Origin of the sequence: Streptomyces sp. HUAS 31 (genome assembly GCF_028198125.1) — a bacterium.
Taxonomy (GTDB): Bacteria; Actinomycetota; Actinomycetes; order Streptomycetales; family Streptomycetaceae; genus Streptomyces; species Streptomyces chartreusis.
The window spans coordinates 8008028-8029258 of the sequence record NZ_CP116353.1 but is presented as its reverse complement, the minus strand read 5'-3'; the positions used below and the strand labels follow the sequence as shown (position 1 = coordinate 8029258).

The window sequence follows — 21231 nt, the reverse complement described above, 5'->3', positions numbered from 1 at the left end:
AGTTACCCGGGCCCGGCCACCGGCCGCAGACGGGTCAGCCCTTCTGCTCCACCCGCACCCAGTCCACCTCAGCCTGCACTCCCCCGCCCGCGATCCGGTCCACGCTCGACTGCGGCAGGCCCCAGTAAGGGGTCGTCACCTGATTCCAGCCCGCGGGATAGGCGCCGCCCAGGGCCAGGTTCAGGATCACGTACTGGTTGTGGTCGAAGACCCACTTCCCCCGCGTCGACTCCAGCTTGTTGCGGGTCGTCTCCTGGACCAGGCGGTCGTCGACGTGGAAGCGCATGCCCGTCGGGGTCCACTCGACGGAGTAGGTGTGCCACTGGTCGACGGTGCCGCCGTTCGGGAAGATCTGGCGGGCGCCGATGTTGCCGTCGGCCGAGTAACCGGGGCCGTGCAGGGCGGTGCTGGTCCAGTCGCGGTAGCCGACGTTCTCCATGATGTCGGTCTCGCCGGACGCGGGCCAGGAGACCGAGGGGTCGTCGACGTTGCTGCCGAGCAGCCAGAAGGCGGGCCAGAAACCGTCGCCGACCGGGAGCTTTATACGGGCGCTGACCTTGCCGTACGTGAAGTCGAACTTGGTGTTCGTGTCGATGCGGCCCGACGTGAAGTCGTAGGTGCCGCCGCCCGCCCGGGTGCAGCCCTTGCAGTACTTCGCCCGCAGGACCAGAGCCCCGTTCTCCGTGCGGATGTTGTCGGCGGAGTCGACGTACGCCTGCGACTCGCCGTTGACCGAGCCCATCTCGGTGCCGGTGCGGACCACGCGCCACTTGCCGCGGTCCAGCGCCCCGCCGGTGAAGTCGTCGAAGAACGTGGTCCGGTACGTCCCCGGCTGTTCGGCCGGGAGCGCGGGGTAGACCGCCGCGGCGCTGCCGCCCGTGCCCCAGACCTCGAACTCGTAGAGGGAGTAGCCGAACTGGGCCGTGGCGGGGGCCGGGTTGTAGAAGCTGCGGCGTTCCTTGCCGAGCATGCGGACGTAGCGGCCGGTCGCGGGCGAGGGGAGGGTGATCGTGTCGTGCACGCCCACCGCCTCCGCCGGGGACTTCACGTTCGCCCGGCGGGCGGCGACGTCGGCGGCCGAGGGCTGGTACACCGTGCGCCAGGTGCGGTTGTCGTCGGAGACCTGGAGCTGGTAGTCGACCGCGTAGGCCGCCTCCCAGTACAGGTCCACGGAGGAGATCGTGGACGTGGCGCCCAGGTCCACCGAGATCCAGCGGTTCGCGTTCCAGTCGCTGGACCAGCGGCTCGCGTCGGCCTTCAGGTCCGCCGGCCGGCCGCCGTCGGTGACGAACGCCGGTGAATTGCCCGCGTGCTGGTAGAAGTCGGAGTACGCGGGGTGGTTCAGGGCGAGGTTGGTGCGGGTGGTCGACGCCGGGGCCGGTTCGCCGCCGTAGACCTTGAAGGAGTACAGCGAGTAGCCCCAGGGCGTGGCCCGTTCGACGCCGCGCATGCGGACGTAGCGGCCGGTCACCTCCTGTGGGTAGGTGTGCGCGGTGACCGAGCCGCCGGTGCCGGCGGTCTCCGTGTAGAAGGGGGTCCAGTCCGTGCCGTTCTTCGAGACCTCCAGGACGTATCTCTTGCCGTAGGCGGCCTCCCAGTCGAGGACCACCCGGTCCACCCGGATCGTGGTGCCGAGGTCGACGCGGATCCAGGCGTCGTCGGCGAAGTTGCTGGACCAGCGGCTCGCGCCGTCGCCGTCGAAGGCGAGGCCGGGGGCGCCGGCGCCGTTCTCGCTGCCGGACGCGGTGACGGCGTTCGGGTTCGCGGCGTAGGCGGTGTTCGCGCGGTCGGTGTCCCAGGCGACGGCGGCGGCCGCCGCGGACGCCGGAGCGCCGAGGGCCGTGCCCGAGGACAGCAGGGCCGCCGTCGCGAGGGCGGCCAGGAGGGTACGGGGGATGCGGGTCGGCATGCGGCTCTCCTGAGTGTCGTTGATGTTGTGGACATGACAGATCAGTGCCGGTCGCTGGTGCGCATGACAGTCCGAGGGAGTGGATGCGGTGGGCGTGGGCTCCGGCTCCCACGCCCACCGCGGTCAGGTCAGGCCGCCCGCTTCGCCCCCGCCCCGTGCTCGCGGACGATGTCCGCGTACCGGTGACCGGTGCCCTTGATCGTGCGGACCTGGGTCTCGTAGTCGACGTGGACCAGGCCGAAGCGCTTGGCATAGCCGTACGCCCACTCGAAGTTGTCGAGCAGCGACCAGGCGTAGTACCCGGCCAGCGGGGCGCCCTTGCGGGCGGCGGAGGCACAGGCCGCCAGGTGCCGGACCAGGTAGTCCTGGCGCTCGGGGTCGTCGATCGTGCCGTCGGGGCGTACGACGTCCGGGAAGGCGGAGCCGTTCTCGGTGACGTAGATCTTCCGCGGCCCGTACTCCTCGGTCAGCCGCAGCAGCAGCGTCTCGATGCCGCTCGCGTCGATCTCCCAGTCCATGCCGGTGCGCGGCACGTCCGGGCGGCGGACCGCGCGGGCGTAGGGCGCCGGGCCCTCGGGGTCGTCGACGACATGGGCCGGGAAGTAGTAGTTCAGGCCGAGCCAGTCCAGCGGGGCCGCGATCGTCTCCAGGTCACCGGCACGCTCGGGGAGTTCGACGCCGTACGTCTCGACCATGTCGGCCGGGAAGCCGCGGCCGTGCACCGGGTCGAGCCACCATCGGTTGACGTGGCCGTCCTGGCGGCGGGCGGCGGCCTCGTCCTCGGGGCGGTCGCCGGCCGCGTACACCGTCGACAGGTTGTTGACGATGCCGACCTCGGCGCCGGGCGCGGCGGCACGGATCGCCTGCGTCGCGAGACCGTGGCCGAGGAGGAGGTGGTAGGAGGCGCGGACGGCGGCCGTGAGGTCGGTCAGACCGGGCGCCATCTTGCCCTCCAGGTGGCCGATCCAGGCGGAGCAGGAGGGCTCGTTGAGGGTGGCGAACTGGGTGACCCGGTCGCCGAGCCGGGCGGCGACCACCGAGGCGTACTCGGCGAAGTGCTCGGCGGTCGCCCGCTCGGGCCAGCCGCCCCGGTCCTGGAGCGCCTGCGGCAGATCCCAGTGGTAGAGGGTGACGGAGGGGGCGATGCCCGCCTCCAGCAGACCGTCGACCAACTCGTCGTAGAAGGCGAGGCCCTTGGCGTTCACCGGGCCGTCCCCGCCCGGCACCACGCGCGGCCAGGCGACCGACAACCGGTAGGCGTTCGTGCCGAGGCGGCGCATCAGGCCGATGTCCTCGCGCCAGCGGTGGTAGTGGTCGCAGGCGACGTCGCCGTTGTCGTCGTTGTCGATCTTTCCGGCGGTGTGCGAGAAGGTGTCCCAGATCGACGGGGAACGGCCGTCCTCCGCCACGGCTCCCTCGATCTGGTACGCCGCTGTGGCGGTGCCCCACAGGAAGTCGTTCGGAAGTGCGGCGAGGTCGATGCGGTCGGACACAGAAATCCTCTCGGAACGGGGGGTGTGGATCACTTGACGGCGCCCGCGGTCAGGCCGGCGACCAGATAGCGCTGGAGCAGGAGGAAGCCCGCCACCACGGGCACGCTGACGACGAGGGAGGCGGCCATGATCTGGTTCCAGTACACGTCGTTGAGCGTGGAGTAGCCCTGGAGGCCGACGGCGAGGGTGCGGGTGGTGTCGTTGGTCATGACGGACGCGAAGAGCACCTCGCCCCAGGCCGTCATGAAGGCGTAGACGGCGACCGCGACGATGCCGGGGATCGCGGCCGGCACGACCACCCGGAACAGCGCGCCGAGCGGGCCGCAGCCGTCGACCAGCGCCGCCTCGTCCAGATCGCGCGGCACCGAGTCGAAGTACCCGATCAGCATCCAGATCGAGAACGGCAGCGAGAAGGTCAGATACGTCAGGATCAGGCCGCCGCGCGAGCCGAACAGGGCGATGCCGGTGGCGTTGCCGATGTTGACGTAGATGAGGAACAGCGGCAGCAGGAAGAGGATGCCCGGGAACATCTGCGTGGACAGGACGGTGACCGTGAAGACGCGCTTGCCGCGGAAGTTGTAGCGGCTGACGGCGTACGCGGCGAACACCGCGATCACCACCGAGCACACCGTCGCCGCGCCCGCCACGATCAGCGAGTTCACGAAGTACCTCGCGAGCGGCACCGTCGACCAGATGTCGATGTAGGGGCGGATCGTCAGTCCACTGGGCAGCCACCGGAACTGGCCGGAGACGTCCGCCAGCGGCTTGAGCGAGCTGGAGACCATCACATAGACGGGGACCAGGACGAAGCCGGTGAGCAGGGTGAGGAAGATCCGCCGGGACCACAGGAAGGAACGCGGCGGTGCCATGGGCGAGTTACGCATTCTTGGTCCTCCGTCCGCGCGAGGTGAGGACGAGGTACACGCCCGTCACCACGAGCAGGAACAGCAGCAGGAGCACGCTCATCGCGGAACCGGTGCCGAAGTTCCAGGTGACGAAGCTGGCTTGATAGATGTGCACGGAGATGAGGTCTCCGGCCTGTGGCGCGGTCTTGCCGAACAGGACGTACGGCGTGTTGAAGTCGTTGAACGTCCACAGGAACAGCACCAGGACGAGTACCTGGTTGACCGGGCTCAGCGACGGCAGGGTGATCCGGCGGATCTGCTGCCACATACCGGCGCCGTCGAGGGCCGCGGCCTCGTACAGCTCCTTCGGGATGTTCTGGAGGCCGGCCATGACGATGAGGAAGGCGAACGGCCAGCCCTTCCACACCGACACCGTCAGCAGCGCGATGAAGCTGTTGTCGCCGATGAGCCAGAAGGAGGGCTTGTCGGTGATGCCGAGCTGGTCGTCCAGCACGTGGTTCACCAGGCCGTTGTCGTGCTGGAACATGAACACCCAGGTGATCACGGCCGTGTAGACGGGCAGCGCGTACGGCACCAGGAACAGGGCGCGCAGCAGGCCCCGGCCGCGGAAGTTGTCCTGCATGTAGATCGCCGCGGCCGTACCGATCAGCCAGCACAGGCCGACCGACAGCAGGGTGAACGCGAGCGTGACCAGGAACGAGTGGAGCAGCGCCTCCCCGACGGGGGCGTTGAAGTCCACCGACATCCGGTAGTTGTCGATGCCGTTCCAGGGCGCGGTGGTCCAGTCCCGGATGTAGAACTGCGTGAGCTCCTTGAAGCTCATCAGGACGCCGATCACCATCGGCACCAGATGAACCAGGAGTTCCAGGAGCAGGGCGGGCAGAAGCAGCAGATAGGGCAGGCCGATGCGGCGGATCCGCCCGGGACGGCGGCGGGGGCCGTCCGCCGTCCCGGGGGAGCTCTGACGCACCTCGGCCTTGGCGGGAACCGTGGTCGTCATCGTGCTCACTTCGTCGGCATCTGCTGCTGGGCCTTCTCCAGCGCCGCCTTCACCGAGTCCGTGGTCACCGGGCGTCCGGCGGCGGCGTCGGCCCACAGCTCCTTGATGGCCGTACCGACGGCCGTCTCGAACTGGGACTCGTCGGCGACCTGCGGAGCCGCGATGGCGCTCTTGGCGAGGGTGTCCTTCAGGACCGCGTTCGCGGGGGTGTTGAAGGACTCGTCCGACTGCGCGCCCTTGACCGGCGGGATCGAGCTGTAGGCCTCGTTGAGGATCTTCTGCTCGTCGTCACTGGTCATGAACTTCACGAACTTCGTGGCACCGTCGAGGTTGTCGGTGTTCTTGAAGACGGCCAGGTTGATGCCCATGACCATGGAGTTGACGCTGGTGTCGGAGCCCGGGGTGCCGGACTGCACCGGCACCGGCGCGATGCCGTAATCGTCCTCGCTCATGCCCTGCGACTTGAGGTTGGCGGAGGCGGACTGCCACAGCAGCATCGCCGTCTTGCCCTTGGCGAAGTCGCTGACGGACTGGTTCTGCGCGTACTCGGCGTTGCCGGGCGCGATGATCTTGTCCTTGGCCATCAGGTCGACGAACTGCTTGACGCCCTCGACGGCCTTGTCGGAGGTGAAGTCGGGCTTGCCGTCGGCCGTGAAGAAGTCGGCGCCGTGCTGCTTGGCGAAGACGACGGCGTGGTGGATGTTCTCCGAGGGGTTCGAACCCTCCACGCCCAGGCCCCACTTGCCGCCCTTGGACAGCTTCTTGCCGTCGGCGACCAGCTCCTCCCAGGTGGCCGGCGGCTTGGAGATGCCGGCGTCGGCGAACAGCTTCTTGTTGTAGTAGAGCGCGTACGACATCGAGTACAGCGGCACCGCGGCCGGGTCCTTGCCCTCGGCGCCGGTCGAGCCGAGCGCGGAGTCGACGAACCGGTCCTTGCCGCCGATCTTGCCGAAGTTCTCGGCGTTCCACGGCAGCAGCGCCCCCGTGGCCTGGAGGGAGGCGCTCCAGGTGTTGCCTATGTTGAGGACGTCGGGGCCCTGGCCGGAGGTGGTCGCGGTCAGGATCCGGTTGAGCAGGTCCGACCAGGGCACGACCTCCAGCTTCACCTCGATGCCCGTCTCCTTCTCGAACTTGTCGAGCTCGGGCTGGAGGACCTTCTTGTCGACCTCGATGCTGGCGCCCTGATTGGAGGCCCAGTAGGTGAGGGTCTTGGGTGAGTCGTTCGACCCTCCACCATCGGTGGACGAACCGCCTCCGCAGGCCGTGGCGGCCAGGGCGAGAGACATGGTGACGGCAGCTACGGCCGCGGCTCGCGTTGTGCGCATGGCTCCAGGTGTCCCTTCCGGGAGTACTGCTGCTTAATTTAGAGCGTGAGTTAAGCCCTAAGAAGAGCCCGCGTCAAGGCTTTTGACACAGTCGCCGGACTCTGGTCCAAAGTCTTGACTCCATCGTTTTACAGATGAACCATTCAGCGGCGAGAGAGCGCTCCCACACCCCACCATGTTCATTTCCTGAACAAGGAGAGCCGCCCATGTCTGCTTCCTCCCCGGATTCCCGGCCGCCCTCGATCGGCCGTCGCACGCTGCTGGGCGCCGCGGCCGCGGCAACCCCGGCCGTGCTCGGCGTGGCCACGCCGGCCGCCGCGGCACCGTCTTCAGCTGCGGCCGGGCCCGCGGCCGCGGCCGCTCGCAAGAAGCCGCGCGCCCTGCCCGGCGGCGGCGACCTCGGCCCGAACGTCATCGTCTTCGACCCGTCGACCCCCGGTATCCAGGCCCGGCTCGACCAGGTGTTCCGGCAGCAGGAGTCCGCGCAGTTCGGCACCGGCCGCTACGCGCTGCTGTTCAAGCCCGGTACCTACAACGGCCTCAACGCCCAGCTCGGCTTCTACACCTCCATCGCGGGCCTCGGCCTGTCCCCCGACGACACCACCATCAACGGCGACGTCACGGTCGACGCCGGCTGGTTCAACGGCAACGCGACACAGAACTTCTGGCGCTCGGCGGAGAACCTGGCCCTGGTCCCGGTCAACGGCACCAACCGGTGGGCGGTCGCGCAGGCGGCCCCCTTCCGCCGGATGCACGTCCGCGGCGGCCTCAACCTCTCCCCCGACGGCTACGGCTGGGCGAGCGGCGGCTACATCGCGGACAGCCGGATCGACGGCCAGGTCGGACCGTACTCGCAGCAGCAGTGGTACACCCGCGACAGCGCGATCGGCAGCTGGCTCAACGGCGTGTGGAACATGGTGTTCTCCGGCGTCGAGGGCGCCCCGGCGCAGAGCTTCCCCAACCCGCCGTACACCACGCTCGGCACCACCCCGATCTCGCGCGAGAAGCCGTTCCTGTACCTCCAGGGCAACGACTACCGGGTCTTCCTCCCGGAGAAGCGGACCAACGCCCGCGGTGTGACCTGGGGCAACGGCACGCCGAGAGGCACCTCGCTGCCGCTGTCGCAGTTCTACGTCGCCCGGCCCGGCGTCTCGGCGGCCACCCTGAACCAGGCGCTCGCGGAAGGGCTGCACCTGCTGCTCACCCCGGGCATCTACCACCTCGACCGGCCGATCCAGGTCAACCGCGCGGGCACCGTGGTCCTCGGCCTCGGCTACGCGACCCTCATCCCCGACGGCGGCGTCACGGCCGTGCAGGTCGCCGACGTCGACGGGGTCCGCCTGGCCGGGTTCCTGGTCGACGCCGGACCGGTCAACTCCACGACGCTGCTGGAGATCGGGCCGCGGGGCGCGTCCCGGGACCACTCCGCCAACCCGACCACCGTCCAGGACGTGTTCGTGCGCATCGGCGGCGCCGGCGCCGGCAAGGCCACCACCAGCATGGTGATCAACAGCCGGCACACCATCGTCGACCACACCTGGGTGTGGCGCGCCGACCACGGCGAGGGCGTCGGCTGGGAGACCAACCGCGCCGACTACGGCGTGGTCGTCAACGGCGACGACGTGCTCGCGACCGGCCTGTTCGTGGAGCACTTCAACAAGTACGACGTCCAGTGGAACGGCCAGCGCGGCCGCACGATCTTCTTCCAGAACGAGAAGGCGTACGACGCCCCGAACCAGGCCGCCATCCAGAACGGCGCCGTCAAGGGCTACGCCGCCTACAAGGTCGGCGACGGCGTGACGACCCACGAGGGCTGGGGACTGGGCAGCTACTGCTACTACAACGTCAACCCGTCGATCGTCCAGCACCACGGCTTCGCCGCGCCCGTGCGGTCCGGGGTGCGCTTCCACAACCTGCTCGTCGTGTCGCTGGGCGGCCAGGGGCAGTACGAGTGCGTGATCAACGACACGGGGTCGCCGACGTCGGGGACCTCGACGGTGCCGTCGACCGTGGTGTCGTATCCCTGAGATGCCGCCGTGCTCCGGTGACCAGCCGCTCTCCCCGGAAGGACGCTCCGGGGAGAGCGGCTGCGGGTCACCGGGTCACCGGGTCACCGGGTCAGGGCAGGATCTCGACGTACCCGTCGGTTCCGTGCACGCGGATCCGCTGCCCGTCCCGGATCAGCCGGGTGGCCTGCTCCACGCCCACGACGGCGGGCAGGCCGTACTCCCGGGCGATCACCGCGCCATGGGTCATCAGGCCGCCGACCTCCGTCACCAGGCCCGCGATGCCGACGAACAGCGGCGACCAGCTGGGGTCCGTGAAGGCCGTGACCAGGATGTCGCCCGCTTCGAGGTCCGCGTCGGCCATGTCGAGGACGACGCGGGCCCTGCCCTCGACGGTCCCGGCGGAGACCGGCAGGCCGACCAGGGCGCCGGCCGGGACGTCGTCGCGCCGGTACGCCCCGGTGAGGGCGTCACCCTCCGAGGTGAGCACGCGGGGCGGGGTGAGCGCGTGGTACGACCGGAACGCCTCCTTGCGCCGCCGGACGAGCCGGTCGTCCACCCGGTTCGAGCGCACGGCGTCGTGGAACTCCTGGAAGGTGAGGTAGAAGGCGTCCTCCGCCTCGGGCAGCACACCCGCTCGGACCAGGCGTTCCGCCTCCGCCAGCAGGGCCCGCTTGTAGACGAAGTAGCGGCTGATGATGCCGTACTTGGGATACTCCCGGTAGCCGATGAAGGTCCTGACCCGGTCGATCATCCGCTTGGCCTCGTCGGCCTTGAGGTCCCCGTCCGGCAGGGCCCGCAGGCGGGACAGCACCTCCTGTTCCTTCTCCTGCGCCTTCCGCCGCCCCTGCTCGAAACGCAACTCGGCGGCGCCCGGCTCGAAGTTCCTGACGTTGTCGAGGATCACGGGCACGAGCGTCGTGGGGCGCTCGCTCCACCGTGGCCTCGTGATGTCGATCTCGCCGACGCAGCGCATGCCGTACCGGTCGAGGTAGGCCTGGATGGCGTCGCGCGCCTCGGTCCCGCCGGGGAGCTTCGCCAGCTCGTCGAGGAAGCCGTCGTCCTCGACGCCCTGAAGGAACGTCACCAACTCCGGATGCGGGCGGATCACGTCCGCGACGTCGAGCAGCGCGAGCCCCATCTCCGAGGTGACGTTGCCGGGAGCGGACAGCGTGAGGGTGTCAGCGGCGTTCTTCTCGCCCAGCCACTCCAGCAGCTTGTCGTTGAGCCACCACGTGGCCTCCATCCCCGCCATGATCGCCTGGATGCTCAACGGATCGCTGAGGACCCGCTTGTGCTCCTCGAAGGCCTCCATCAGGAAGTCGAAGAGCGCCGGTCCGGTCTTCGTCCTGATGCCGCGCTCCAGGGCGGCGACGGATGTCTCGCTGCGCTCGATCAGCCGGGTGACGACGGCCGGGTCGGTCTCGAGCGGGGCGGGCGGGCCGCCTGCCGGGGGCCCGCCGGGGCCGGTGTCCGGGAGCGTCGGGACGAAGCCGTCGCGGTCGAGGACGGTCTCCAGCGCGTCCCTGATCAGCGGATCGCCCTTCCCCAGGACGTCCAGGAGACCGGCGCGGCTCGTGGGCGCGGCCAGGCGCCGGGTGACGTCGACGAACAGCCTGCCGCCGGCCTCGTGCATCGGCACCATGGCCGTCAGCCGCCACATGGAGTGCCCCAGGGGCTTCATGGGGTCGGTCATCATCTGCCCGTGGCCGACGGAGACGTAGACGTGATTCTCCTGGTCGCCGCTCTCGGGAACCGGGAACAGCGTGGTGATCGGGCGGCTCTGGACGATCTGGAAGCCGTCGTCGGCCAGACACCATTCGATGTCCTGCGGGCGGCCGAAGTGTGCCTCGATCCGCCGCCCGAGCCGCACAAGCCGCAGGACCTGCGCGTCCGTCAGCGCGGGCTGCTCCTGCCGCTGCGAGTCGACCGTCACCTCGTGCGTGCCGCCGGCCGGCAGGGCATGCACGGCACGCTGTTTCGCGGCGATCGTCCTGGCGACGATCTCGCCGTCCCGCACCTTGTAGACGTCCGGGTTCACCAGGCCGGAGACCAGGGCCTCACCCAGGCCGAAGCCGGCGTCCACGGTGGCGACCCTGCGGTTGCCCGTGACGGGGTCGGCCGTGAACAGGATCCCGGACGCGTCCGGGAGGACCATCCGCTGCACGACCACGGCCATGTGGACCGTGCGGTGGTCGATGCCGTTGCGCTGCCGGTAGATCACGGCCCGCTCGGTGAACAGCGAGGCCCAGCACCGGCTGACGTGCCGGAGGATCGCCTCCGACCCGACGACGTTGAGGTATGTGTCCTGCTGGCCGGCGAAGGAGGCCGTCGGCAGGTCCTCCGCCGTGGCGCTGGAGCGGACGGCGCAGGCGACGTCCTCGCCGAGCTCGGCGAGCGCGCCGGTGATCGCCGCCGCGAGGTCGTCCGGGACTGCGGTCTCTTCGACGGCCCGGCGGATCTGCGCGCTGAGCGTGCGGATCGTCTCCCGGTCGTCCGGGTCCGAGCGCGACAGCCGATCGAGCAGCTCGTCGATCGACGGCGCCTCCGCCATGACCCGTCTGAAGGCGCCCGTCGTCACGCAGTAGCCGCCCGGCACGCTGATGCCGTCGATCCGCGACAGCCCGCCCAGCTGCGCGCCCTTGCCGCCGACGACGGCGACCTGCGTCTCGTCGATCTCCTGAAGACCCAACACGTGCTGCTCAGTCAACGCGATCCCTCCGGAGCTGCCGTGGTCCGTCTGGCCGCGATGGCCGACGTGATCACCGGCGCCTCCAAGTCTGTCGAACCCCTTGTCGGGCATGGCCTCATCCGCACTTCCGATGCCGGATCGCGGCATCGGCCGACGATTCTGCGCCGTGACCCGGCCCTTGTGGCAAGCCCCCCTGTGCGCTATACGTTGAGAGTGGCAGGGAGAGAGTTCTCCTTGCCCTTTCTTTTGCCGTCCGTCAGGGGCCGCGCCCTTTGCCGCCCGCCAGAGGCCGCGCACGGGTACGGCCCCACCCGCGTACGAGTGGGGCCGCCCCCGTCATTCACCGAACCGGTGCCGTCACCGGTGCCGGCGCATAGCCCGTCGGCCGGGCCGTGAACGTGCCGCGGCCCTGGGTCCGGCTGCGCAACCGGGTCGCGTAGCCGAAGAGTTCGGCCAGCGGCACGGTCGCCGTGACGACCGTCGCGCCCGCCCGGCTGACCGAGCCGGAGACCCGGCCGCGGCGTGCCGCCAGATCGCCGAGCACACTGCCGACGGCGTCGTCCGGCACGGTGACCGTGACCTCGACGACCGGCTCCAGCAGGACCATCGCGCAGGTGCGCAGGGCGTCGCGCAGGCCGAAGCGGCCGGCCGTGCGGAAGGCGGTGTCGGAGGAGTCCTTCACATGGGTCGCCCCGTCCGTGAGGGTGACGCGCAGCCCGGTCACCGGGTGACCGCCGAGCGGGCCCTCACCCAGGGCGTCCCGGCACCCGGCCTCCACGGCACGGACGTACTCCTGCGGCACCCGACCGCCGACGACGGCCGAGCGGAACTCGAAGCCGGACCCCGTCTCCAGGGGCTCGACGTCGAGCACGACATGCGCGAACTGGCCCGCGCCGCCGTCCTGTTTGACGTGCCGGAAGACGAAGCCGGTCACGCCGCGTCCCACGGTCTCGCGGTACGACACCCTGGGGCGGCCGACGTTGACGTCCAGCCCGGCCTCCCGCCGGATCTTCTCCACCGCGACCTCCAGATGCAGTTCTCCCATCCCGGACAGCAGCGTCTGCCCGGTCTCCGCGTCGGTCCGTACGACCAGCGACGGGTCCTCCTCCGCCAGCCGGGCCAGCGCGGAGGCCAGCCGGTCGGTCTCGGTGGACCTGCGGGTCTCGACCGCGACCGACACCACCGGCTCGGCCACACCGGGCGGTTCGAGGACGAGCGGCGCGCCCGGCGCACAGAGCGTGGAGCCCGCGCGAGCCGACTTCAGACCGACCACGGCCACGATGTCTCCGGCCAGGGCCACGTCCACCTGGGCGTGACGGTCGGCCTGCACCCGCAGGATGCGCCCGATCCGCTCGGTGCGCCCCGCACCCGCGTCCAGCACCGTGTCTCCCTTCGCGATCGTTCCCGAGTACACCCGCAGGTAGGTCAGCCGGCCGGTCGGGGTCGCGCTCACCTTGAACGCCAGCCCCGCGAACGGCGCCGCCGGATCGGCGGGCCGCTCCACGTCGGCACCGTCGTGCACACCGCGTACGGCAGGCACGTCGAGCGGCGACGGCAGATACGCCACGACCGCGTCGAGCAACGGCTCGACACCGCGGTTGCGGTAGGCCGAGCCGCACAGCACGACCACGCCCTCGCCCGTGCGGGTCAGCTCACGCAGAGCACCGACCAGCGTCTCGGGCGAGACCGTCGACCGTGCGCAGAACTCCTCCAGCGCTCCCGCGTGCAGTTCGGCGACGGCCTCCTCCAGCAACCGCCGGCGCCGCTGCGCCTCCTCACGCAGCTTTCCGGGCACTTCTTCCTCGACGAAGGTGTCGGCGCCGTCGGCCCAGACCAGCGCCCGCATCCGTACGAGGTCCACGACACCGCGGAAGCCGTCCTCCGCGCCGATGGGCAACTGCACGACCAGCGGCGTCGGATGCAGCCGTGCCCTGATCGACTCCACGGCCCGGTCGAGGTCCGCTCCGGCACGGTCCAGCTTGTTGACGAAGGCGATCCTCGGCACGCCGTGCCGGTCCGCCTGCCGCCACACGGACTCGCTCTGCGGCTCGACGCCCGCGACGGCGTCGAACACGGCGACCGCGCCGTCCAGTACGCGCAGCGCACGCTCGACCTCGTCGGCGAAGTCGACGTGGCCGGGGGTGTCGATGAGGTTGATGCGGTGACCGTCCCAGGCGCAGCTCACGGCCGCGGCGAAGATGGTGATCCCCCGGTCGCGCTCCTGCGGGTCGAAGTCGGTGACGGTGGTGCCGTCGTGGACCTCGCCGCGCTTGTGCGTGGTCCCGGTGGCGTACAGGATCCGCTCGGTGACGGTGGTCTTGCCCGCGTCGACGTGGGCGAGGATGCCGAGGTTGCGGACGACGGCGAGGCTGTTTCGGTTGGTGCGCACGGCCCTTGGCCTTTCGGATGTTCCGGAGACGGAAAAGGGGTCAGCGCGATTCCCGGACGACGGTGCGTGGGCGCACGCGAGCAGGGCCGGCCGCCCGTCGGCAGTGGGCCGGGGCAGGGCGGTCGAGGTGCTCGGGCGCTGTCAGAGGTTCGTCACGGGCATCCGGTGCCGGCCGCGCAGCGGGCACCGGGAGGACGAAGACACCAGGATCACCTCGGACCGGAAGGACCGGGAACGGGGAGCGGCGACAGCGACGTGTGCACGCACGGCCGGGCTCCCCTCACTGGTCTCGATGTCGTGGTGAGTGTAGGGAGAGGCGGGGCGGCGGGGCCACAGAATTTCCGACGGCTCCTTGGCCCCTGGCACAGCGAAGCGCCGGGGAGCCATGCCCCGTGGGCGACCCGACCCGCGCCCGGGAGTCCTCCCACGTGGCCATTGCGACCGTATGGCCACGGGTGATTTATGGTGAATCGAGGAGTATGCCCCTACCGGAGGTGCAAAGATGCGCGCCGCGGCAGCGATCGTCTCTCTGGCTGTCAGCGGGGCGCTCATCGTCGCGACATCGGCATGCGACCAGGGCGGGTCGGAGGCGTCGAAGGCCCGCTACGGCGACTGCGAGGTCTCGGGGCATCACGGGGAGTTTCATCTGTCGCCCGAGACGGCGGGCGCGCTCACGGTCAAGACGACCCTGCCCGCACCCGGCTGGTGGAACGGCGACACGCCCGAGTCGGTCAAGAGCGGCTACGAGTACTGCATGGCCGCCAACATCGCGTACCGGTCCGGACTCGACCGGGTCAAGGTGAAGAACGCCCCCTTCCCGGAGGTCGTCTCCGGCCGGACGAAGGACTTCGACCTGGCCCTCGCGCAGATCACGATCACCCCGGAACGGAGCAAGGTCGCCGAGTTCTCCCCGCCCTACCTCTCCTCGACCCTGGGACTGCTGATCAGGGACGGCGAGAAGATCAACCAGGACAACGTCCGTGACGTCCGGATCGGCGTGGCCGAGGGCACGACGGGCGAGGAGTTCGTCAAGGACCGCATCAAACCGACCAGGCCCGTCACCGCCTACGCCAACGACCCGGAGATGATCACGGCGCTGGAGGAGGGCCGGATCGACGCGGTCATCCACGACACGACCATCCTGCTGGCGTATCCCCAGAAGCCGGGAAGCAAGGTGAGCCTGGTGGGCCAGTACAGGACCGACCAGGGTTACGGCGCCCTGTACCCGACGGGGTCTCCCAACCGGGACGAACTGGACCGGGTCATCAAGCAGTTGATCGACGACGGGACACTCGCGAAACTGTCGGCCGTGTATCTCGGGGCCGCCTTCGGCCAGGACCCGGCCAAGATCCCGTACATCACGGTCGACGACGGCTCCTGAACGCTCCGGATGCCGCGCACCCCGGTCTCCGTCCCGCTTCACAGGCTCGCCGTCAGGAGACCGCTCACGTCCCCGGTGGCTCGGCCGTCGATCGCCTGCTCGGCCCAGATGATCTTGCCTCGGTCGGTGTACCGGGTGCCCCACCTGCGGGACAGCTGCGCGACGAGGAACAGGCCACGGCCGCCCTCGTCGGTCAGGGTTGCCCGGCGCAGGTGCGGGGAGGTGCTGGTCCCGTCGGCGACCTCGCAGAACAGGCTGTCGTGGTCGCGCAGCAGCCGCAGGCTGATGGGGCTCCTCCCGTACCGGATGGCGTTCGTGACCAGTTCGCTGAGGATCAGCTCGGTCGTGAAGGCCGTCTCCCCGAGCCCCCAGGACTCCAGCCTGCGGGTGGCCTCGGCGCGGATCCGGGAGACGGCCGCGGGGTCCTCGGGCACCTCCCACTCCGCGACCTGATCCGGGTCGAGCAGCCGGGTGCGTGCGACGAGCAGGGCGACATCGTCACTCGGCCTGGTGCGCAGCATCGCGTCGAGCACGGTCTGACAGGTGTCGTCCAGGGTGGCACCGTGCGTACGGGCCAGCGCTTCCTTCAGCATGTCGAGCCCGACGTCGATGTCGCGGCCCCGGGCCTCGACCAGGCCGTCGGTGTAGAGCACCAGCCGGCTGTCGGCGGCCAGCCGGAGCACGGCCTTCTCACCCGGCAGACCTCCTCCCACGCCGAGCGGCGGGGCGACGGGGATGTCGGGGAAGGTCACCGAGCCGTCGGGCGAGACCAGCGCCGGACCTGGGTGACCGGCCCGGGCGAGAACACACTGCCCGGAGACCGGATCGTAGACCGCATACAGGCAGGTGGCGCCGGTTACGGCTTCGGTCTTGCCCTCGGCCTCGGCGTCCTGGTCGATCCGGCTGATCAGGTCGTCGAGGTGTGCGAGGAGCTCGTCCGGTGGCAGGTCCAGAGCGGCGAAGTTGTGCACCGCGGTCCGCAGGCGGCCCATCGTCGCGGCGGCGTGCAGACCATGTCCGACCACGTCGCCGACCACCAGGGCCACCCGGGCCCCGGGCAGCGGGATGACGTCGTACCAGTCGCCGCCCACCCCTGCCTGGGCGGGCAGGTACCGGTGCCCGACCTCCAGGGCGGACAGTTCGGGGAGCGCGCCGGGCAGCAGGCTGCGCTGGAGGGTGACGGCCGTGGTGTGCTCGCGGGTGTAGCGGCGCGCGTTGTCGATGCACACGGCCGCCCGGGTGGCGAGTTCCTCGGCCGGGGACACGTCGTCCGGCTCGAAGGGGTCCTGGTCCGAACGCCAGAACTCCACGACCCCCAGCAATTGGCCCCGGGCCTGGAGCGGCACCGAGATCATGGAGTGGATGCCGTACGCGATGACCTGCCGGGCCCGCTCCGGGTCCTGGGCCCGCCAGTCGTCGGCCGAGGCGAGGTGCGCCACCAGGACCGGCCGGCCGGTGGCGATACCGGTGGCCACGGGGTTGCCGGGGGCGTGGCTCACCAGCGTCCCGACGGGGTGCAGGGGCGCGTCCGCCCGGATGCCGGCGGCTGCGATGTGCCGCATCGCCGTACTGGCCCCCGTCGGTTCACCGCCTTGCAGCACGGGCTCCGCCAGCTCGACAGTGGCGAAGTCGGCGAATCGCGGGACCGTCACCTCGGTCAGCTCCTCGGCGGTGCGCCTCATGTCGAGGGTGGTACCGATCCGCGTACTGGCCTCGTAGAGCAGTTGCAGGCGCCCGCCCGCCACGTCCGCCCGGCCGGCGAGGGCGCGCAGCTCCGTGGTGTCGCGCAGGGTGGCCACGGAGCCCGCCTTCGGGCCGACCGGCCGCACGTTGACCGCGAGCAGGGTGTCCCCCGCCAGGAAGACCTTGTCGGTGGCCGCCCGGCCCGATCCCAGCAGTCCGGCCAGAGCGGGGCTCAGACCGAGTCCGGTGACCGGCCTGCCCTCGACCTCCGGCGGCAGTGCGAGCAGCCGGCGCGCCTCGTCGTTGACCAGCAGCAGCCTTCCGTCGCCGTCCAGGATGATCACGCCTTCCCGGACCGCGTGCAGCACCGCGTCGTGGTGCTCGTACATGCGGGTCATCTCCACCGGCCCAAGGCCCCGGGTCTGACGCCGCAGACGCCCGCTGACCAGTGCCGATCCACCCGCGGCCAGCAGCAGCGCGACACCGCCTGCGGCGAGGATCACCGGCAGTTGCTGCTGCACCACGCTGGTCACCTTGTCCACCGTGACCCCCACGGTGACCAGGCCGACCGCGGTCCCCTTGTCGTTGAAGACGGCCACCGTCGAGTCGACCGCCTTCCCCAGACTGCTGTCGAACGTGGTCTGGTGGGGCTCGCCCTCGAGCGCCTGACCGTAGGAGGTCGAGACGTGCTTCCCGATCTGGTCGGTGTCCGGGTGGGTCCACCGGAAGCCGTAGGGGCTCAGCGCCACGACGTAGTCGACGCCGGTCTTCTTGCGCACCGCCTCGGCGTGTGGCTGGAGTTCCGCCGTCGGGTCGTCGCTCTCCATCGCCTCCGCGGTGCCGCGGGCGTTCGCGAACGACTCGGCCGCCACCAGGGACCGGTCCTTGGCTTCCTGGATCGCGCGGTTGCGGTCCTGGATCACGAGCGCCGTCACGGCCGTGGCGATGAGCAGCAGGACGACGACGAATTGCAGCAGGAAGACCTGACCGGCGACTGTGCGCGGCTTCCGCAGCGACAGCAGACGTCGGCCGACCGAAGGGCGACGGGCCGTCGGGCCGGCTTCCGGTGGTCCGGCCGTCGGACCACCTTCCGGCCGCCCGTTCGTCCGACCGCCTTCCGGTGGCCCGGCCGTCCGACCGGCTTCTTGTGGCCCGCCCTTCGGTGGCACGTCGTCGCCCCGGCGGCTCGCTGGGGCATATCGCCCAAGTTTGCCCATTTCCTCAGTATCAGCGACCGAGTAGACGGGCGCGGCTCAGGACGGGCCGAAGTGGGCCGCAGCGCTCCGGAAAAGCAAAAGCCCCCACATGTGAACCATGCGGGGGTGCTGAAGTCGATTGAGAGTGTCCGAGGGGGGACTTGAACCCCCACGCCCGATAAAGGGCACTAGCACCTCAAGCTAGCGCGTCTGCCATTCCGCCACCCGGACCAGGTGTCTGCCGCCTTGCCGGGGGTGTTCCCCTCGGCGACGTGGACAACAATACCAAGCTTTCGGAGTGCCTTTCACCTGCGTTTCCTTCGACAGGGCGGGGGTCCGGGACCTCCCGCCCCGTTGCACCTATGGTCACACCATGAGTGACTGGCTGGTTACGCAGAGCCCTCCAGTGCGCCGTCGCCCGCGGGCGCTGTCGCCCCTCAGGGAGCATCTGCGGGACACGTTCTGGTTCGCCCCGACCGCCGCGATGGTGGCGGTCTTCGTGGTCTGGCTCGCGGCCCAGGCGCTCGACACGGCCATCGTGGACGCGCTGCGGGACGACGGCGACTACGAGACGCTCGACGAACTGCTGCGGTTCGCGCAGGACGCGAAGGCCGTGGTGAGCGCCGTCGGGTCGGCGATGATGACCTTCATCGGCGTGGTCTTCAGCATCTCGCTGGTGGCCGTGCAGATGGCGAGCGGGCAGTTCACCCCGCGGGTGGTGCGGCTCTTCGTCCGCAGCCGGATCACCAAGGCGACCTTCGCGGTCTTTCTGGCCACGTTCGTGCTGACCCTGCTGGTGCTGACCGCCTTCGACACGGTCGACGACCCCCGGGACGTGACGACGCTGCCCCTGGTGCAGTCGATCCTCACGCTCGGCATGGTCGCGCTGAGCCTCCTGCTGTTCGTGCTGTACGTGAACTCCACCCTGCGGCTCATGCGGATCAGCCATGTGATCGCGCGGATCGCCACCGAGTCCTTCCGGGCGATCTCTTCGATGCCCCCGCCCGCGAGTGGCGCGGAGATCCCCGAACTGGGCTCCGCGACGGCGTGGGTGCCGCACGAGGGCCGGGCGGGGGTGCTGCGGGACGTGCACATCGCACGGCTGGTGCGGGTGGCCCGCAGACACGGCGTCGTGCTGCGGCTGATCCCGCGGATCGGGGACTTCGTGGTGCCCGGCACACCCCTCCTGGCGGTCCACGGCGGAGCGGCCCCGCCGCCCGGCGCGCTGCGCTACACCACCTCCGTCGGGGTGGAGCGGACCTACCACCAGGATCTCGGCTTCGGGCTCCGGCAGTTGTGCGACATCGCGCTGCGCGCCCTGTCGCCCGCGATCAACGATCCGACGACGGCAGTGCAGGCGCTGGACCGCACGGTGCAGTTCCTCGCGGCGCTGACCCGGCATCCGCTGGACGTCGCACTGCACCGGGACCGGGGCGGAACCGTGCGGCTGGTGCAGCCGGTGCCGGGGTGGACCGAACTGGTGGATCTCGGGTTCACCGAGGTGCGCCGCTGTGCCCTCGGGAGTCCGCAGGTGTCGCGCCGCATGCTGGCCGGTCTGGACGACCTGCTGCTGCTCGCCCATCCGGACCGGCGGGAGCCGCTGCTGCGGCACCGCGAACTGCTTCACCAGGCGGTCGACGAGTCCGCCCCGAACCCGACGGACCGCGCGTTCGCGCTGCACCCCGACCGGCAGGGCATCGGCTGACCGGTTCACCGGCCGGCCGATGCCCCGGCACCCTCCGCTCAGGGAAGGAGCTGGTACTCCGGGAAGTTCCCCGGCAGCCTCTCCCCCGCCGGCCCCTGTGTCACCGCGCGCACCAGCAGCTCGCCGCCGACGAACGCGCCGCGCCAGGACGCGCCGAACCCGCCGAACAGCTCGTCACGGTCACCGCGGGAGCGCGGCTTGCCGTGGCCGACCTTGAACGCGCGGATCTGCGGCGCGAGTCGCTCGTACGTCGCGGGGTCGTCCGTGGACAGCGTGGCGACCAGCGCGCCGTTGGAGGCGTTCATCGCCGCCAGCAGTTCCGCCTCCGTGTCGACCAGCACGATCGTGTCGACCGGGCCGAACGGCTCCGCGTGATGAAGCGGCGAGGACGGCGGCGGGTTCAGCAGGGTGACGGGCTGGACGTACGCCGAGGTGTCCTGGCCGGGCAGGAAGCAGGCGTCGGACACGTCGCCCCGGTGCAGCGGGACGGCGCCGCGGTCGATCGCCTCGGCGACCTGGTCGTGCAGCTCCTTGGCCTTGGCGGCGTTGATCACCGGCCCGAAGTCCAGTTGCGGATACGGGCCGTCGCGCTCCTCGACCGCAAGGGGGTGCCCGACCTTGAGCGTGCGCACCGCCGGCAGGTAGGCCGCCAGGAACTCGTCGAACAGCTCACGTTGGACGACGAAGCGCGGGTACGCCGTGCAGCGCTGCTTGCCGTAGTCGAAGAGCTTGGGGATCACCGCGGTGAGCGCGTCCCAGTCGGTGTGGTTCCAGATGCCCCAGGTGTTGAGTCCCTCCTGTTCCAGTACATGTCGTTTGCCGAGGTCGGCCACGGCCGTGGCCACCGCGGCGCCGGTGTCGCGGCCGCCGACGAAGGAGACGCAGCCGATCTCGGGCGCCCGCACCAGCGCCTGGGACAGCTCGCCGCCGCTGCCGCTGACGAGGGTGACGGGCAGCCCCTCGCGGGCGGCGAGCGCACAGGCCAGGGTCAGACAGGCGACACCGCCGTCGGTCGGGGTCTTGGCGATGACCGCGTTGCCTGCCAGTGCCTGTACCAGCATTGCGTGAACGAGCACGCTCATCGGGTAGTTCCAGCTCGCGATGTTGGAAACCGGCCCGTTCAGCGGGGCCCGGCCGGCGACCATCGGCTCGATGCCGTCGACGTACCAGCGCACGCCGTCGATGGCACGGTCGACGTCCGCCTGCGCGAGCCGCCAGGGCTTGCCGATCTCCCAGACGAGCAGCAGGGCGAGCAGTTCGCGGTGCTGGGTCAGGGCGTCGAGGGTCGCCGCGACGCGTGCCCGGCGTTCCTCCAGCGGGATGTGCCGCCACGCGCGGTGCTGGTCGAGCGAGGCGCGTACGGCCCGGTGGGCGGTGTCTCCGTCCAGGCGCGGCGGGCCGGCGATCGGGCTGCCGTCGACGGGGCTGGTGGCGGGCAGGGCGCGGCCGTCGGCCTGCCAGGTGGCGTTCCAGAGATTGAGGACACGGTCGTCCCGGAATGCCTCCGGGGCGGCGGCCAGGCAGCGCTGCCAGGCATCTGCCCAGGAGGTGCCGGACTTGAGGGTGAGGTGGGTTGCCATGGGGGC

The 21231-nt window shown here is 70.5% G+C and carries 12 protein-coding genes and 1 tRNA gene; 3 read left to right on the top strand and 10 right to left on the bottom strand.

Features of this window, described 5'->3' with window-relative positions; genetic code table 11:
- Window positions 1-34: 34 nt before the first annotated feature.
- The 5 genes from PGH47_RS35520 to PGH47_RS35500 form a co-directional block, all read right to left on the bottom strand.
- Window positions 35-1909, bottom strand: a complete 1875-nt coding sequence (locus PGH47_RS35520; RefSeq protein WP_271666822.1) for a discoidin domain-containing protein — start codon at window positions 1907-1909, stop codon at window positions 35-37.
- 128 nt (window positions 1910-2037) lie between these two features.
- Entirely contained in the window at window positions 2038-3402 is a 1365-nt protein-coding gene (locus PGH47_RS35515; RefSeq protein WP_271666821.1) for a GH1 family beta-glucosidase, read from the bottom strand.
- A gap of 29 nt (window positions 3403-3431) precedes the next feature.
- A complete protein-coding gene (locus tag PGH47_RS35510) occupies window positions 3432-4271 on the bottom strand; it encodes a carbohydrate ABC transporter permease (RefSeq protein ID WP_107908098.1) in 840 nt (279 codons plus the stop codon).
- A gap of 7 nt (window positions 4272-4278) precedes the next feature.
- Window positions 4279-5268 (bottom strand): carbohydrate ABC transporter permease, encoded by a 990-nt coding sequence (locus tag PGH47_RS35505; RefSeq protein WP_271666820.1) that lies wholly within the window; start codon window positions 5266-5268, stop codon window positions 4279-4281.
- A gap of 5 nt (window positions 5269-5273) precedes the next feature.
- Window positions 5274-6593, bottom strand: a complete 1320-nt coding sequence (locus tag PGH47_RS35500) for an ABC transporter substrate-binding protein (RefSeq protein ID WP_271666819.1) — start codon at window positions 6591-6593, stop codon at window positions 5274-5276.
- Window positions 6594-6799: 206 nt separating this feature from the next.
- Between PGH47_RS35500 and PGH47_RS35495 the strand changes: the two genes are divergently transcribed.
- The gene (locus PGH47_RS35495) at window positions 6800-8620 is read left to right on the top strand and encodes a coagulation factor 5/8 type domain-containing protein (RefSeq protein WP_271666818.1); all 1821 of its coding nucleotides are present in this window, start codon (window positions 6800-6802) and stop codon (window positions 8618-8620) included.
- A gap of 91 nt (window positions 8621-8711) precedes the next feature.
- Here the strand turns inward: PGH47_RS35495 and rph are convergent, their stop codons facing one another.
- Window positions 8712-11309, bottom strand: coding sequence for a rifamycin-inactivating phosphotransferase (gene rph / locus PGH47_RS35490; RefSeq protein WP_271666817.1), 2598 nt, complete (start codon window positions 11307-11309; stop codon window positions 8712-8714).
- Between the two features lie 322 nt (window positions 11310-11631).
- The gene (gene fusA / locus PGH47_RS35485) at window positions 11632-13680 is read right to left on the bottom strand and encodes an elongation factor G (RefSeq protein WP_271666816.1); all 2049 of its coding nucleotides are present in this window, start codon (window positions 13678-13680) and stop codon (window positions 11632-11634) included.
- A gap of 502 nt (window positions 13681-14182) precedes the next feature.
- Between fusA and PGH47_RS35480 the strand changes: the two genes are divergently transcribed.
- Complete coding sequence (locus PGH47_RS35480) at window positions 14183-15061, top strand: ABC transporter substrate-binding protein (RefSeq protein ID WP_271666815.1); 879 nt, start codon at window positions 14183-14185, stop codon at window positions 15059-15061.
- Window positions 15062-15099: 38 nt separating this feature from the next.
- Here PGH47_RS35480 and PGH47_RS35475 read toward each other — a convergent pair whose 3' ends face one another.
- Complete coding sequence (locus PGH47_RS35475; protein ID WP_271668225.1) at window positions 15100-17766, bottom strand: SpoIIE family protein phosphatase; 2667 nt, start codon at window positions 17764-17766, stop codon at window positions 15100-15102.
- A gap of 320 nt (window positions 17767-18086) precedes the next feature.
- Window positions 18087-18171 (bottom strand) — tRNA-Leu (locus PGH47_RS35470).
- 142 nt (window positions 18172-18313) lie between these two features.
- On the opposite strand from PGH47_RS35470, the gene PGH47_RS35465 reads away from it, so the two are divergent.
- Window positions 18314-19645 carry a DUF2254 domain-containing protein gene (locus PGH47_RS35465; protein WP_271666814.1) on the top strand — a complete coding sequence of 444 codons (1332 nt, stop codon included), beginning with the start codon at window positions 18314-18316 and terminating at the stop codon, window positions 19643-19645.
- A 38-nt stretch (window positions 19646-19683) separates the two neighbouring features.
- Here the strand turns inward: PGH47_RS35465 and PGH47_RS35460 are convergent, their stop codons facing one another.
- On the bottom strand, window positions 19684-21225 hold the full coding sequence (locus tag PGH47_RS35460) for an aldehyde dehydrogenase family protein (RefSeq protein WP_271666813.1): 1542 nt from the start codon (window positions 21223-21225) through the stop codon (window positions 19684-19686).
- Between the last annotated feature and the right edge of the window lie 6 nt (window positions 21226-21231).

What these genes read in the sequence shown, in the direction of transcription:
- PGH47_RS35495 (WP_271666818.1), top strand. Translation starts at nt 6,800, where the DNA reads ATGTCTGCTTCCTCCCCGGATTCCCGGCCGCCCTCGATCGGCCGTCGC.
- PGH47_RS35500 (WP_271666819.1), bottom strand. Translation starts at nt 6,593, where the DNA reads ATGCGCACAACGCGAGCCGCGGCCGTAGCTGCCGTCACCATGTCTCTC.
- PGH47_RS35465 (WP_271666814.1), top strand. Translation starts at nt 18,314, where the DNA reads ATGAGTGACTGGCTGGTTACGCAGAGCCCTCCAGTGCGCCGTCGCCCG.
- PGH47_RS35480 (WP_271666815.1), top strand. Translation starts at nt 14,183, where the DNA reads ATGCGCGCCGCGGCAGCGATCGTCTCTCTGGCTGTCAGCGGGGCGCTC.
- PGH47_RS35510 (WP_107908098.1), bottom strand. Translation starts at nt 4,271, where the DNA reads ATGGCACCGCCGCGTTCCTTCCTGTGGTCCCGGCGGATCTTCCTCACC.
- PGH47_RS35460 (WP_271666813.1), bottom strand. Translation starts at nt 21,225, where the DNA reads ATGGCAACCCACCTCACCCTCAAGTCCGGCACCTCCTGGGCAGATGCC.
- PGH47_RS35520 (WP_271666822.1), bottom strand. Translation starts at nt 1,909, where the DNA reads ATGCCGACCCGCATCCCCCGTACCCTCCTGGCCGCCCTCGCGACGGCG.
- PGH47_RS35505 (WP_271666820.1), bottom strand. Translation starts at nt 5,268, where the DNA reads ATGACGACCACGGTTCCCGCCAAGGCCGAGGTGCGTCAGAGCTCCCCC.